Here is a 15,188-nt window from a genome sequence, read left to right as displayed (position 1 = left end):
CATTCGTTTACAAGTAAATAAAAATTAGTCCTAAAATGCCAACTACCAACAAATAATAAATGGTGGGCACTATGGTCTTTCTGAGTACCATACCTTCCTTTCCAAGAAAGCCGACGGTGGCCGAAGCGGCCACGACGTTATGGATCGCGATCATATTGCCCGCTGCCGCGCCCACGGCCTGCAACGCCACAATGATAACCGGGGGCATCGCCAGTTTCGTCGCCACCCCGAACTGGAACAAGCCGAACATCAAATTGCTTACCGTATTGCTACCAGCGATAAAGGCACCCAGGGCCCCGATGGAAGGAGCGAACATGGGGTACACATCGCCCACGGCACCCGCCACCCATTCCGCCATGGCGATGGGCATGCCAGGAAGTTCAGACGGGTTTACACCAGAATTGATATAGATTCGCACCATGGGAACCGTAAAAACCAGTACGAACCCGGCACCCAAAAGCATTTTGGCACTATCGCCAAAAGCGGTCTTGACATCGGCGGCCTTCATTTGGTGCAGTCCAATGGTCAGGATCCCCGCTAGAAGCAAAATAGTACCGGGCAGATAGAGCGGACTACTCGATGCCGAAATGGAAGTACCCAATATCTCTGGCCATGCGATCTTGATATTGGTCAACCAGGATTTAAAAGGCAGTTGCGGAAGTCGCGATACTACCAACAGCCCGGCCATGAGTAAATAGGGCAACCATGCTTTGGCCAAGGGCATTTTTTTATGCCCGCCCTCATCGTTCAATTTTACGTCTAAAGTACCGAACCATGATTTAGGCCAATTTTTTTCTTCGTCAAAGTCCCATGTTTTCTTCGGGATCAAAACCCCCGTTTTGCGGCAAGTACGACAATGGGTATAGCGATCAAGGACCCGAGCAACGAAGGAAATTCAGGCCCCAAAAAAAGACCTGTCAACACATAGGGGATCGTAAAGGCGAGACCCCCGAAAATAGTGAAGGGCAGTATGCGCAGGCCCTCTTTCCAAGATTTGTTTTTACCAAAAAAACGGCACATCATACACACCATCAGCGTAGGCATCAAAATGCCCGTTATGCCATGCAAGAGCGCCACATTTACGGTTACCAATTGAATATATTCAGAAAATTCCAAACTGGAGGCGAGGAGTTCGGCCGTGAGTTCAGGGCTTTGGATACCCCCACTGACCCCTACCAATATCGGAGTGCCCAAGGCGCCAAAAGATACGGGCGTACTCTGTACCATCATGCCCAACATTACTGCACAAAATGCAGGAAACCGCAAGCCCACCAGCAGGGGTGCGACTATGGCCGCAGGGGTACCGAAGCCTGCGGCGCCCTCGATAAACGAACCGAACAGCCAGGCGATGATCACTACCTGCACCCTTCTATCGTTCGATATGTCTGCAAAGCCCTCACGTATCACTTTCAAGGCCCTTGAATATTTGAGGAGGTTCAAGAGCACAATAGCGCCGAAAATGATATACAGAATGTCAAATGTGATAAACAGCCCTTGAATAGTCGATGCCACTAGATCCAAAATCGGAATATCCCAAATCGCTAGGGCCATTGCGGCAGTGGCCAAAAATGAGACTGGCATGGCTTTTTTGGCGGGTACCCGAAAACCTACAAGCAGAATGGCAGCCAATAGTATGGGCGAAAAAGCCAATAGCGCAAGGACGGATCCAGACATACGGGTTTGGTTTTACAAGGGTTTTGTAGGAGTTATTGAAAATACAAAAAGATACGATGCAATATCGAGCGTCAATAATTGGGTGTTGGGGGAGACAATTTTTTGGTCCGCATCAACATTTGACAAAATTATAACTCTTTACAAAAAGCGGATTTTGTAAAGAGTATTGGGTTTTTAAAGTTTGTTTTAGAGGTTATAGTGGCTATTATGAAATCAAGTTTAATAGGATTAATGTAAAGAGTTCAAAAAAGGTGGTCTTAAATACACCTATTAAATTTAGTAAGATGGCATGATTAAACTTGCTCTCGGCTTTCTTTAAATTATTTTTAGTCCCAACTCTTTTAAGAATGCGTTGTGTTCTAGTGTCTTCTGTTCAATTCGTTCGTTGATAGAAGTCAGCTTTTCATTTACCTCCCCTAAGTCAATTTGCACTTCATCCTCAGCTGTACTTACATATCTTGAAATGTTCAGGTTGTAGCCATTCTTTTTAATCTCGTCCATTGAGACTTTTCGAGAATAGCGTTCTGTTTCTTTTCTGTACTTATACGTTTCTACGATACTAGCAATGTTCTTTTTCGCAAGAGTGTTTTGTCTCTTACCTTTAGCGAAATGCTCACTGGCATTGATAAATAACACATCATCTTCTTTTTGCATTTTTTTAGTACCAAAATACAAACCGGAATACCTGTTGAATAGAATAGGTTTGAAGGCAAGCCAATTACTGTGTCAATATTGTTGTCTTTCAGTAGCTTTTCACGAATTCGCTCTTCTGCACCACCACGGAATAATACACCATGAGGCAAAATGATAGCCATTGTGCCTTCTTTTCCAAGGAAATGAAAACCGTGCAATAGGAAAGCAAAATCAGCTGCTGACTTAGGAGCTAAACCATAGCTTTTAAAACGGAAATCTTCTGCCAATGTATCATTTGGTTCCCAACGCAAACTGAAAGGGGGATTGGCAACTATGGCATCAAATTCGGTTTTCTTGGAAGGGTTCATTTCATTCAAAATATCCCACTGATTTTTTAAAGTATCACCATGATAGATTTCAAATTCCGTGTCCTTCATGCCATGTAAAAGCATGTTCATTCTTGCCAAGTTGTAGGTGGTGATGTTGTTCTCTTGGCCGTAAATTTTACCTACTGTACCGCCATTGTCTTTGATACGCTTTCTAACATTCAACAATAAGGAACCTGAACCGCAAGCAAAGTCCAACACCTTTTCCAACTTGCTTTTCTTGCCTGTAGATGGGTCTTGACTGTCTAATGTGACAATCTCTGAAAGGATGGTGGAAATTTGTTGTGGCGTATAAAACTCACCTGCTTTTTTTCCCGAACCTGCAGCAAACTGACCAATCAAATATTCATAGGCATCTCCAAGTGTATCGGTATCGGTGGAAAAATCAGCAATGCCTTCTGCAATCTTTTGGATGATGTTGCACAACTTCTTGTTTCTTTCGGTTGGTGTTCTGCCAAGCTTTTCAGAATTTAGGTTGATTTCTGAAAACAGCCCTTGAAAAGAGTTGTCAAACGATTCGTTTTCTATATAGCGAAAACCTTCTTCCAACGTGACCAATAATTCTCCATTTTGGGTGCGAGCTAATTCTGAAATGTTGCTCCACAAATGGTCTGGTTTGATAACATAGTGCACTTTTCTGCGCATTTGCTTTTCAAACTCGGGTACATCTTCTTCGTTGGCGGCATACCAAATACCAAGAGGCGTGCGACCATCATCTTCTGCTACTTTTGGGTAATCAGATCCCAATTCCTTTTTGGCCGATTCTTCGTAGTTGTGCGATAAGTAGCGTAAAAACAAAAACGACAGCATGTAATCACGGAAATCATCCGCATTCATGGCTCCTCTTAAATCGTTTGCAATGCCCCAAAGGGTATCGCCTAGTTTTTTATGTTGTTCTTTTTGTGTCATTCTTAGTGAACTATAAATTCGAATTTGGTTTGAATATCACGGAATATCTTTTTCAGCAAGTCTGCATCCTCAGGATTTAATTCTGCTGGTTGTTGCCTTGCATCTTTATGAGATAAAGCGTTTACTTGATTACTTACCTTTTCAAGGTCATCCTTGTAACCAATACTCTCTAAAGCTTTTTTTATTCCACCAGTGCCAAGGAATGAAGAAATGATCTCCAAAAGCTGCCGCAGTAGAACGAAATGGTATCCCATTGCTTTTTTCTCAGTAATATTCTCATTCAATACTTGCATTAGATACAAGTGATATAGAAATACATCTTTGTCGTGATTCTTTAAAGACAACTCGTCATTTTGAATACTTAGAATGCTCCGCTTGGTATTATTTCTATGTGTGCTATTCATCAATCTATCTGACAGAATAGAAAAAAGACCGATGTGATGGGTAGTTATGATAAATCGCTTTTCAGTATTGGGTTTGATTTTTTCGTCAATAATTCGAATAAGCGAATCAGCGGTAAGAAAAACATTATGGTCATCCAAACTTGAAACTGGGTCATCAATGAAGTAGTGGGAATCTTGTTCGCCAGTCCATGCATCTGCATCAAACAAGGCAAGGAAAAAGCACCAGATGAAAATCCGTTCTTCACCTCTGGATATTTTAATATTGGGTTCTTCTCCTCTGGAAAATCGAATAGCATCAATTCCTATTTCTGGATTTTTATTCTTGTCAAATTCAAACGTGTATTTTGGTAAATAAGGAGCTAATTTTTCTTCGAATAGGTCGGGATTTTCTACAATGGAGCTGAAATATGGGTTCAAACTACTCTTCATTATTTCAAGCCGCATGTTTTCGTTTCCATTGGGTTCATCATTATCCCATCTGAATAAATCTTCACTGTAGGCATTGTAATAAACACCAGCATGTTTACCATCCTCTTTTTTGGTAAGGTTCTTATACTCAACAGATAGTTTGGTTTTGCCAGTAGAGTTAAAAGCATAAATCAGCGTTATCGGCTGTTTACCATCTTTAATTTGCTGTGCTATTTCCTTTATTGTCGCCATCTCTTAACTCTCAATTTTTGGAAACAAACCCTGCATCAAACCCTTTTTATGTTGTTGCAATTGCTCAATTTTATCTGCTTGGGCATTGATTAATTCATCTACAGCCGCAAGACAGGAAGCGATTTTTTGTTGTTCTTTTTCTTTTGGTATCATCACTTCAAATTTTGAAATGCTGTCTTGAGATAAAGTTGGTATCGCACCGCCAACAACAGTTGCTGTTATTTGAGTTTGAACCGCATTGTTTGAAACAATGAGATATAAAAAGAAATTATTGATGTCCTTTGGTTTTAAAACAACTAATTGAGGGTTGATTGTTGCTTTTTCAACTAGGTTAGTGATAAATGCAACTTTACCAAAAGTTGAGCCTGTTTTCACAAGAACTGTAAAACCATTTTCTAACATAATTTCGGGAGATTCATAATATTTATCCCAAGTTATATAGGTTGATTTTTCAAAACTTAAAGTACCCTGTGCGCTAATATTACTTGGGCTCATTGAAATAGCTCCTTCACCCTTTGCTACAATATCTTCTTTCGTGTAACCGCGATAGCCAATTCTTCCTTTTATTGTTATCAAGTCACCTAATTCCTTTTTCTTCCAATCCCCATCACCTTCAAACTCCGGAAAACGAACCTTCGGCAAAGTTTCGCCTTCTTGCGGGAAAAGGTTTTGCATCAAGCCTTTTTTGTGGTCTTTGAGGGCGTCCAGCTTTTCGTTGTGGGCTGCCAATAGCTCATCTAAAGAAGAAAGGCAGGAGGCGATTTTTTGTTGTTCTCGGGGTTGGGGTGTCGGAATATTAAGTTTCCGTATCATTCCCAACGCAATAAATTTTAGTATACCTCCCGCATTTGCTTTTTGAAACTGTTTATCGATGTAATCACTTTTCATAAGCTGAATAAGATATTCTTGATTCAGCTCACCTTTAGTTTTAATTAAGGCTACATTCTTTATTGCAAACCCGTCTCTTTTTACGATAACTGGATTACCTATTGTTCCTATCATCCCAAATAGGATGTCATTAATATCAACCTTAGAACGCTCATTGATTTTATCATAGTCATCTTTTGACAAGTAGTTAACATTGTCAAAATCCATTTCCCCATTTTCAAGTAAGTTTTTAGAGGTAATTAAGGGATATCCTTCCGAAACATATTTGGGACTGTCATGCGTGCCATCCCGTACATCACAAATCTCACCTAGAACCTTATCATCCCATTCACCATCCTTCTCAAAATCAGGGAAACGCAACTCTGGTATCAATTTATCCTTACTCATAAGCTGCTAATCCTGAAATTTCACGCCCTTGGGCAAGTTTTTTTAATTGGGGTGCCAAATCCTGCATCAAGGCTATCTCTGCTTTACTGCGTTGTTTCCAACCCAGTTCCAGGGGTTCCATCAGGTCGGTGAGTTTTTCTCCATCAAAAATCATTCGGTTCATAACCTGCTCTACAAAGGTTTTTAAGGCTGCTGTTTGCAATCCATGGTCGTTGGCAATTTTGGCCAACTCTTTGTCGTATTTCTCTACTCGAAAGGTTTCATAGCCTTGGCGAAGCGCTTCTACATCTTTTCCGCTTTCCCAGTCCAAACTGTTGATATAGTCTGTCAAATCTTCCTCTTCTTCCATCAGGTTAGAGTTGGATTTTAGCAAACTAATTACTTGAGATTTGGACATTTTCTGTTGAGAAGGCTTTTGCTGTGTGCTGTCGGCAATCAAGCTCATGATGTAATCGTAATCAATTACCGCAGAGGCAAAGAGTACAAATTCAAAATCCAGTTGTTGTATATCTTCAGGAGCGTCTTCTCCTTCTTTTTGCTGTATTTCCCGCAGTTGCTTAGCCGTTTCTAAATACGAGCTTCTAAACTCTTGCAAATTGTCTTTAGGCAGAATGGCTTCAATGGATTCTTTCTGCTGCTCATCTAAATCGGTGTATTGGTCGAGTTGGGTTTTTAATCGCTGTACTTCCTTAAAGTTTTTTACGAAAGCAATCTTCGCAGCATCACCGCGCAAGTTGTAAACTTCTTGTGGTTCATTTACCAAGTTGTGTTCTTTCATAAAATCGCCCAACGCTTCCACTGCCTTTTGGTATTGGTCAATCACCACTGGAGCAGGATCCACCATCCAAATTTCTTTGGCTTTACTTCCATCTTCACCAGAGAAGAGTGTTATAGCTTGATTTACTGCTTCTTGTTGCGATCGGAAATCGAGCACATTGCCGTAAGGCTTGGTATCGTTCAATACCCGATTGGTGCGTGAAAATGCCTGAATCAATCCGTGATATTTCAGGTTCTTGTCCACATATAGCGTATTCAAGTATTTGGAATCAAAACCTGTGAGCAACATATCTACCACTATGGTAATATCAATTTTGTTTTTGTGCGGATAGTCCTTATTGGTGAATTTCTGGTCTTTGATTCGTCTTTGAATATCCTGATAGTAGATATCAAAATTGTTGATGTCGTGATTGGTACCAAACTGCTGGTTATAATCGGCAATAATTTCTATCAGAGCTTGTTTCTTCTCTTCAGGATTTTGCTTGTTGTCTTCTTTCTCCTGCGCTAAATCTTCCTGAAGTTGTTTAATGTCAGCTGCATTCTTTTGGCTTTGTTGGTCGCCATTTTGTGCAATCAATTGAGCAGGCGGAGAAAACACGCAAGCGATATTGAGCGGAACATAATCTTCATCCTCACTTTTCTTTCGTTCCTGAATGGCTTTGAACAAACGGAAGTATTCAATGGCATTATTGATAGAGGCAGTTGCCAATACCGCATTGAATTTGCGTTGATTGGTAGCTGCATTGTGTTTGTCGATAATCGCTTCTGCAACGGCTTGTTGGGCAATTGCTTCTCCAGGTTTAGCTTGTACGGTTCCTTCACCACGTTCGGCAGGCTCAGTGCGGGCCTTAAAATAGTCAATATGAAACTTAAGAACGTTTCTATCATCTATGGCATGCGTAATGGTATAAGCGTGCAACTGCTTTTCAAAAATGGCGTCTGTGGTTTTTAATGTTTCTTCTTCACCTGTTATTTGCCTATACGTGGCATTTTGGTCAAAAATGGGCGTTCCTGTAAATCCAAACAATTGTGCATTGGGGAAGAACTCTTTAATCGCCTTATGATTTTCACCAAACTGCGAGCGATGGCACTCGTCAAAAATGAAAACAATTCGTTTGTCGCTCAACGGCTCTAAACGCTCTTTGTAGTTTTTCTTATAGGTGCTATCTAATGCAATGCCTAATTTTTGAATGGTGGTAACAATTACTTTGTCGGCATAATCGGTAGAAAGTAATCGTCTTACCAAGGTTTCGGTATTGGTATTTTCTTCTACACTACCTTCCTGAAATTTATTGAACTCTTCACGAGTTTGTCGGTCAAGGTCTTTCCTGTCAACTACAAACAAACATTTTTCAATATCTGCATTGTCCTTTAGTAGCGTAGAGGCTTTAAATGAAGTCAGTGTTTTACCACTACCTGTGGTGTGCCAGATATAGCCGTTTCCACGGTTCTGGTGAATACAATCCACAATAGCCTTTACGGCATATACTTGGTATGGTCGCATCACGAGCAACTTCTGTTCGCTTTCTACTAATACCATGTATTTGCTAATCATTTCACCAAGTGTGCACTTGGCAAGAAATTTTTCAGTAAAACTATTTAGGTTATTGATTTTTTTGTTTTCTACATCCGCCAATTCATAAACAGGCAAGAATTGTTCATCTGCATTAAATTGAAAGTGTTGGTTTTTATTGTTTGAGAAGTAGATGGTTCTTGAACCGTTACTCACAATGAACAATTGCATGTAACACATCAAGGTATTCGTATAGCCATTGCCTGGATCATTTTTGTAATCCACAATTTGTTGCATGGCTTTACGGTGTGAAACATCCAACTTCTTCAATTCAATTTGAACTACTGGTAGTCCATTAATAAGAAGAATGATATCATATCTCTGATGACTATTTTCTGTATTGATGCGTAACTGACTTATTACTTCAAAGTCATTTTTACACCAGTCTTTGATGTTGACTAAAGTGTAATGTAGTGGTGTTCCATCTTCTCTTTGAAAGTATTGTCTTTCTCGTAGCTTTTTAGAAGCAGCAAATACATCAGGTTCGATGATTTCTTCTCGTAAGCGTAAAAATTCACTTTCCGATAAGCGCACACGGTTCAATGCTTCAAATTTGGATTTGAAGTTTTGCTCCAGCGATTTTCTGTCGACAATATTAGCTCGATAAGTATATTTCAACTCTTTGAGCTGCTCTATTAGATTTTGTTCTATTTGGTGCTCTTTGGTCATTAACTTTTTGGAAGATTCTGAATAAAATCCCAATGTACTAAAACCCTCACAGTTTTAACAGAGAAGAATAGATTTTTAGATATTTAAAAATAAAATGCCCCAAATTACTGTGTAGCGGATTCAACAACTTACGAATAAAGAAGCAATAACTCTTTACAGAACGCACCTTCTGTAAAGAGTTATACCTCATGCTAAATTCCTTACCCCTTACTCAATACTCATATCTAACTTCTCAAATCTCATATCTAAACACTCCTATCTAAATTCTTCGCTGTATTTTGATTTGTTTATCTCCCGCGATAAATGGATTATCACTATTTTGCGCGTTTGCATTTAGCTGCTACCAACCCTAGAATTTTTGAATACATGGAAACCGCTCCCAAAAAAGGCTTTCAGGGCTTAGTGGAAAACTGGAAAAGTGACCTGATCGCAGCGGTCAGTGTATCACTCATTGCTTTACCGCTTTCATTGGGCATTGCTTTGGCCGCTGGGGCTCCGGCAATGTCGGGCATTCTATCAGCGGTTGTGGGCGGTATTGTAACCACCCTGTATCGCGGGGGTCATATATCGGTCAACGGCCCTGCCAAAGGCGTTATTGCGGTCATTCTTTTGGGTATTGCCCTGATGGATGATGGTACGGGGCAAGCCTTCAATTATGTATTGGCAGCCGTGGTGGTTTCAGGTGCCATTCAAGTTTTATTAGGTGTCTTGAAATTAGGCCGACTGGCAGATATCTTTCACTCTTCAGTGATTCATGGCCTTTTGGCAGCCATCGGAATTATCATTTTTGCAAAACAAATACACGTTGCCCTCGGCACGCATTCCGATAGCCCGAGTATTGTTCAAAACCTCATTGATGCGGTCGTATATTTACCTCAAGCCAATCCTTTTGTGGTGATCATTGCTATGACAGGTCTACTTTTATTATTGTTTCAATCCAAGATTTCCAATCGGTTTTTCCATATTTTGCCGGCGCCCATGTGGGTCGTTATGCTTTCCATTCCGTTTGTTTATTTTTTCAATTTCTTTGACCAACACACGCTTTCATTCTTCGGAAAGGCTTACGAGGTAGGGCCTACACTACTGTTGGACATTCCCGATAACATTATGGATTCAATACTGCATCCTAATTTTGGCAAAATCAATACCCTTGAATTCTGGACGACCGTTGTATCCATCTTGATCATCACCAGTATCGAGTCATTGGCCATTGCAAAAGCCGTTGACAAAATCGACCCGTACAAGCGAAAGACCGATCTGAACAAAGATTTGATCGGTATCGGAATGAGTACGGTCGTAGCAGGGTTGATCGGGGGTTTGCCCATTATTGCCGTGATTATTCGATCAACGGTCAATATACATAATGGCGCGAAGACCAAATGGTCCAATATGTATCAAGGGCTGCTGTTGTTGTTATTTATTGTGGTATTGAGCCCGGTAATGAGACTAGTGCCCTTATGTGCTTTTGCCATTTTACTCGTTTATACCGGATTTAAATTGGCTTCGCCCGCCGTCTTCAAACAAGTCTATAATCAAGGAACCGAACAATTGATATTCTTTGTTGCCACAATGGTCTTGACCCTGTATACGAATCTCTTGATCGGACTACTTGGCGGATTGGTATTGGCCATGATCAGTCATATGCTATTGGCGAGAGTGCCTATTCCTCAATTTTTTAAGATGATCTATAAATCGGGTTCAAATTTGGTGACAAATTCAGATGGCAGTTACGATTTGAATATCAAAGGAATCGCGAACTTTTTGGGCATTTTGAAAGTCGATAAATTGGTGGCTCAAATTCCTTCAGGAGCTGATGTCAATATTGATTTATCGGAAACAAAATTGGTAGGCATAACCTATATGGATTTTCTAGTGGATTACTTAAAAACGCAAAATGATACCGGCGGTAAGGTGGTCATAAATGGATTGGATGCGCACGTTTCGTCATCCACCTATAATAGAGCTTTGAAAATTTCTTTGAACAATACCGTAGCAAAATTATCACCTAGGCAAACTCGATTGCAAAACTTAGCCAACGAAAGGGATTATCAATACGCGAATCAAGTAAATTGGAATACGACCTATCTAAAGAATTTCCACTTCTTTGAAGTTAGACCTATCGAACGAAAAACGAATTGTCTGAAAGGAAAATTTAAAGATCTGGATGTGTCTTGGGAAATTGCGGATGTAACCTTCAATGAAGGCCAGGCTTTTACAGCTGAGACGTTTAATACCACGCTCATGGTCTTAACATTGAATAAGAAAATACCTGTTTTCACGATGGAAAAAGAAGGAGTTTTAGAAAAAATATTTGACCGAGTGATGGCATTTACGGGTTATAAAGACATTGATTTTGAGATGTATCCGGATTTTTCCAAAAAGTTCCTACTTATGGGGAATAATGAATCTGAGATTCGGTCATTTTTTACCCCTGAAATCATTCGCTTTTTCGAAAATCATCAGATTTATCATATAGAAAGTAATGGTGAGGCCCTGGTCATTTTTGATAAAATCAAATTGGCACGTACCGATGAAACCATGGCATTTATAGAGTATGCTGCAGCACTGGCCAAGCTCTTAAAAGAAAAATCGTAGTCCTCCCGATAGCTATAGGGATTCTACAGCTCACAAAAGGATGCATTAGGAATCCACTCCCTGTTTAAGACGCAGCTTCTATTCGGCGAAATAGCCGGAATTTTATAGGCTCAAAATTCACTTTCCATAAAAAACTTCAAAATAAAATGTCCCGAAATTTCTGTTTAGCGGATTAACCTACAAACCGCATAAACACACATTATGAAATGAGCCATGAAAATGCTTGACATGATCAAGAAAGTTTATTGGCGAATTACATTTGACCATAAAGGAACATTAAAAATCAACAAATGAAACTGGGACAAAAACTCTTTAAAAAGGATCAATCGATCTGGGGCAAGCCCATTATCGAATATGATCAAACCAAAATGGATGCGCTGTTTTCAGAGATCCAAGCCATCGAAAACGGCGAAGAAAAAATCATATTTTCCGACACGCGCGACCATCGGGTTTCCCTAGAGACCGAGCTGTACTTAATGTTACATTCCTAACCCCTAACCCCTAACTCCTTTAAAAAAAATGGTCTTTTCAAATCAACAGTTAAAAGATATGGCCTATCGCGCGGCGAATCTGGGCATGATGCCGCACCAAAATTTCATTTTAGACGAGAAGAAGATCATCAATGGGTACAAGACCCAAAAGTACGGCCTGAACGAACGGATCGGTGAACTCAGCGAATCGTTATCGGAGCACATTCATAAAATGGAAATCGTAAAAGGGCAATTATCAAAAGAGGTGGTTGCCATCAATAAATCGAACACCATCGCCATTGAAGAAGAAATCTCGGATTTAAAAGGGCTCATCACCCATCAAAAAACGGACATCAAAAATCATATTCGCCGCTGTCAATTAAACGGTGACACTTTAGTACCCCAATATAATGTCGACGAGATTATCGACGCCGAAGATTTTGAACCCATAAAGGAGCCACCAAAAAAGCAAGAAAAGAAGGAACCGAAAACAAAGCGGTTTCCGTATTGGGTTTTGTACATCATTGAAGTAATCTTCATTTTTGGGGAAGGGGTTTTGTTCTATAACATCCTGACCGAAACGCACGACCTGCCCGAAATCATTTTGCGATCGGTGTTCTTTATTCCCATTGTATTTGCAGCCAGTTTTTTGACCTCGAGAAAGATTTCATTGCGATGGGTCTGGCTTCCGACCTTGTTGATTCTGAGTGTTTATGCCATACTTTCCTTTACGGTGATGGAGTGGTTTTTTGAATCGCAGGCCCTAGACGAGACCTTGACCTTTTCAGCATTCTTTGTTAAAAACGGATTCTTGATTCTAGGCGCCATAATGATGGTGACCTTGGCCCTTTTTCTGACCAATGCGGTAAGGAGCATCTATGGGCGAAAAGAGGTGGTCGTAAAAGTCCAAAAGGAGAAAACGCCCAAGCGGACGGTTGAAGCTTCACCACAACAGTTAGACTTGGACCTAAAATTCAGCGAGCTCAAAGGCTCGTACAAACGACTTGGAAAATTGGAAAAAAAGCTAGGCGAATCACATATAGCGGGCAAGGTCGAGTTCAAACGAATTTTGGGCGATGTTTCCGTGCTTGAGGCCAAAGCCTCGGCCCTATCGGAACAAATATCCGATTACCAAAAAGAGTTAAGCGCCTTGGAAATCAATTCGTTCGAGGAAATCAACAAGTACCGCGAACACTTCGAGCATTATCTCGGTAAAAACGAACCCGTCAGCTGGAAGGACTATGATTTTACGGAAATATAGCCCATAATGGGCATTTACTTAAAAATAATCGAGACCGGCCGCTATGTATAATACTACTACGAATTGTCAGTCTGAGCTCGTCGAAGACTTGGTTAATTCAGAGAATGCGCTTCAACCGCCCTTCGACAAGCTCAGGGTGACACTTTAAAGAACAAAAACATAAAAATGGAAAAGCGAATTATTTTATGTGGCCTAGCGATAGTAACCCTACTATTCACAAGCTGCAACACCGAATGCGAAACCGTGACCACCCGAAACATCACCATTTTGGTCGATGCTACCGACTCGTTACTTATCGATAAGGCCAAGCACGAACTACGGAAGGAAAATTTCGAACAATTGGTCAATCACGAATTGGGGCTGACCGAAACACCGAAGTGTTTTACGGTAAACTACGATTTCGGGATTATTTCAACGCACAGCTATTACAATCCGACTTCGACGGCGCTATCCCATACCGATTGGGGCCAAGCAAGAAACAAACTGGTCATCGGGTGGCGGGATTTCTATGCCGCCCATGAAGAAAACTTGCATAGCCTGGATTCCTTGGGGGAAATGGAAAACACTTCGCTATTCCCGACTTTGATGAAGGCGATTAACAAAACGGAGGGTACCGTGATCGTGGTCAGCGACCTGATCGAGAATAACCCTGTGGTGAATTTTTACAAGAACCCGCCCACGACGCCCGAGCAAATGGAGAAAACCTATAAAGACATGGTCGGCTATTATTTGCCGGATCGGGTTTCGGAGACCGCACAAAAGGAAGTGGTCTTTATCGTGATGTCGGAACCCAAAAATTCTGGGGTGGTTCATAAGGCCAGGGCTTTCTGGAAGTATGCTTTGGAAGAACATCTCGGCCTCAAAGTTTCATTTGCCGACGGAATCACAACCCTGTAAGCATGCCCGCGGTCGTCATATATCCAATACTCCTATTCGCGGCCTTAGTGGCTTGTGTGCTATTCTATATCCCTAGAAAAAACTGGTTCAATGCCCAAGTTGCCAAAGAAGAAGGTTGGGGGACTTTGAAAGTCCTTTTGATTGGTATGGGTACCAGTTTTTTATGTTTTGTCTTTAGCAAGCTGCTTTTTTCCGCTTTTTGTTTGAGCATTTCGTCAAGCGTTATCGAGTACAATATCTTGATGAACAATGTGTATTGGTACGATTCCGAAATGCTTTCTCCCCTGCGGAGTATTAAATATCCGCTTTCGTATTTCGGACTTCATGCCATCTCCTATTTTTCGGGATTGTATGCCGTGCTTTTTTGTTTGAGCAAGTTGAACATCGTTTCGAGCTACAACCTATCGCATGATCGATTGAAATTGCAGTTCATGTGTCTGGGGCTGTTCTTGTTTTTTGAAACACTGCTGTACGTTTCGTACCCCTTCCAGACCTTTGAGAGTGGCTGGCGCATTTTTCATAACTTCTTTGCGGTATTTATTGCCCGGTTGCATTTCACGGCTTGCCTGTTTATTGCGGCTTGGTTGTATTTTCATTATCCATGGGTGAAAATGGCCTTGGGGGTAAAGGCCCTATCGGTCAAGTTTCATTGGCTTTCAGGCGTGTTTTCGTCGCCAAGGAATGTCATTGCCTTTTTTGTCGCATTGGGGTCGCTGTTTCTGCTTCCGGCCTATCTGCGGATGTACGCCCCCTCCAATTTCGGACTCTTCGTCGCACTGGTATTCAATGGCGGCTTGCTCTTTGTTTTTTGGCGATGGGTCACGCCGGCGATGTATCATCTCATTCGATTTATCACTGATTTTGAAAAACGAAAGGCGTGATGAAATGAGCCAAAGAGTTGAGCATGAAGAAAATTTAAATAAAATCTCTGTGTCACCCTGAGCTTGTCGAAGGGTCAGCGAAGTACTGCTGAAGTGCTTCGACAAGCTCAGCATGACAGCAGGT

10 protein-coding genes and 1 pseudogene are annotated in these 15,188 nt (G+C 41.1%); 5 read left to right on the top strand and 6 right to left on the bottom strand.

The window, feature by feature from the left end:
• Positions 1-7: 7 nt before the first annotated feature.
• From N8A86_RS08130 to N8A86_RS08105, 6 genes and pseudogenes are all read right to left on the bottom strand, one after another.
• Positions 8-829, bottom strand: coding sequence for an L-lactate permease (locus N8A86_RS08130; protein WP_273568587.1), 822 nt, complete (start codon positions 827-829; stop codon positions 8-10).
• Positions 826-1,674: an L-lactate permease gene (locus tag N8A86_RS08125; protein WP_273568586.1), complete on the bottom strand. Its 849-nt coding sequence runs from the start codon at positions 1,672-1,674 to the stop codon at positions 826-828. Before N8A86_RS08125 ends, N8A86_RS08130 begins: the two co-directional genes overlap by 4 nt.
• A 315-nt stretch (positions 1,675-1,989) precedes the next feature.
• Positions 1,990-3,602, bottom strand: a pseudogene (locus tag N8A86_RS08120) (type I restriction-modification system subunit M).
• Between the two features lie 2 nt (positions 3,603-3,604).
• Complete coding sequence (locus N8A86_RS08115; RefSeq protein WP_273568585.1) at positions 3,605-4,666, bottom strand: AAA family ATPase; 1,062 nt, start codon at positions 4,664-4,666, stop codon at positions 3,605-3,607.
• A gap of 3 nt (positions 4,667-4,669) precedes the next feature.
• A complete protein-coding gene (locus tag N8A86_RS08110) occupies positions 4,670-5,941 on the bottom strand; it encodes a restriction endonuclease subunit S (protein ID WP_273568584.1) in 1,272 nt (423 codons plus the stop codon).
• Positions 5,934-8,960, bottom strand: a complete 3,027-nt coding sequence (locus N8A86_RS08105; protein WP_273568583.1) for a type I restriction endonuclease subunit R — start codon at positions 8,958-8,960, stop codon at positions 5,934-5,936. Before N8A86_RS08105 ends, N8A86_RS08110 begins: the two co-directional genes overlap by 8 nt.
• 366 nt (positions 8,961-9,326) lie before the next feature.
• On the opposite strand from N8A86_RS08105, the gene N8A86_RS08100 reads away from it, so the two are divergent.
• The 5 genes from N8A86_RS08100 to N8A86_RS08080 all read left to right on the top strand — a co-directional run bounded on the left by N8A86_RS08100 (position 9,327) and on the right by N8A86_RS08080 (position 15,064).
• Entirely contained in the window at positions 9,327-11,555 is a 2,229-nt protein-coding gene (locus N8A86_RS08100) for a SulP family inorganic anion transporter (RefSeq protein WP_273568582.1), read from the top strand.
• A 290-nt stretch (positions 11,556-11,845) separates the two neighbouring features.
• Positions 11,846-12,046 (top strand): hypothetical protein, encoded by a 201-nt coding sequence (locus N8A86_RS08095; RefSeq protein ID WP_273568581.1) that lies wholly within the window; start codon positions 11,846-11,848, stop codon positions 12,044-12,046.
• A 28-nt stretch (positions 12,047-12,074) separates the two neighbouring features.
• Complete coding sequence (locus N8A86_RS08090) at positions 12,075-13,286, top strand: hypothetical protein (protein WP_273568580.1); 1,212 nt, start codon at positions 12,075-12,077, stop codon at positions 13,284-13,286.
• A gap of 165 nt (positions 13,287-13,451) precedes the next feature.
• Positions 13,452-14,183: a hypothetical protein gene (locus tag N8A86_RS08085; protein ID WP_273568579.1), complete on the top strand. Its 732-nt coding sequence runs from the start codon at positions 13,452-13,454 to the stop codon at positions 14,181-14,183.
• Between the two features lie 2 nt (positions 14,184-14,185).
• A complete protein-coding gene (locus tag N8A86_RS08080; protein WP_273568578.1) occupies positions 14,186-15,064 on the top strand; it encodes a hypothetical protein in 879 nt (292 codons plus the stop codon).
• Positions 15,065-15,188: the final 124 nt, after the last annotated feature.

Origin of the sequence: Maribacter halichondriae (genome assembly GCF_027474825.1) — a bacterium.
Lineage (GTDB): Bacteria > Bacteroidota > Bacteroidia > Flavobacteriales > Flavobacteriaceae > Meishania > Meishania halichondriae.
The sequence above is the reverse complement of the archived record's forward strand: the minus strand, read 5'-3'. Positions and strand labels throughout refer to the sequence as shown.

What these genes read in the sequence shown, in the direction of transcription:
- N8A86_RS08095 (WP_273568581.1), top strand. Translation starts at nt 11,846, where the DNA reads ATGAAACTGGGACAAAAACTCTTTAAAAAGGATCAATCGATCTGGGGC.
- N8A86_RS08110 (WP_273568584.1), bottom strand. Translation starts at nt 5,941, where the DNA reads ATGAGTAAGGATAAATTGATACCAGAGTTGCGTTTCCCTGATTTTGAG.
- N8A86_RS08125 (WP_273568586.1), bottom strand. Translation starts at nt 1,674, where the DNA reads ATGTCTGGATCCGTCCTTGCGCTATTGGCTTTTTCGCCCATACTATTG.
- N8A86_RS08085 (WP_273568579.1), top strand. Translation starts at nt 13,452, where the DNA reads ATGGAAAAGCGAATTATTTTATGTGGCCTAGCGATAGTAACCCTACTA.
- N8A86_RS08115 (WP_273568585.1), bottom strand. Translation starts at nt 4,666, where the DNA reads ATGGCGACAATAAAGGAAATAGCACAGCAAATTAAAGATGGTAAACAG.
- N8A86_RS08105 (WP_273568583.1), bottom strand. Translation starts at nt 8,960, where the DNA reads ATGACCAAAGAGCACCAAATAGAACAAAATCTAATAGAGCAGCTCAAA.
- N8A86_RS08080 (WP_273568578.1), top strand. Translation starts at nt 14,186, where the DNA reads ATGCCCGCGGTCGTCATATATCCAATACTCCTATTCGCGGCCTTAGTG.
- N8A86_RS08100 (WP_273568582.1), top strand. Translation starts at nt 9,327, where the DNA reads ATGGAAACCGCTCCCAAAAAAGGCTTTCAGGGCTTAGTGGAAAACTGG.
- N8A86_RS08090 (WP_273568580.1), top strand. Translation starts at nt 12,075, where the DNA reads ATGGTCTTTTCAAATCAACAGTTAAAAGATATGGCCTATCGCGCGGCG.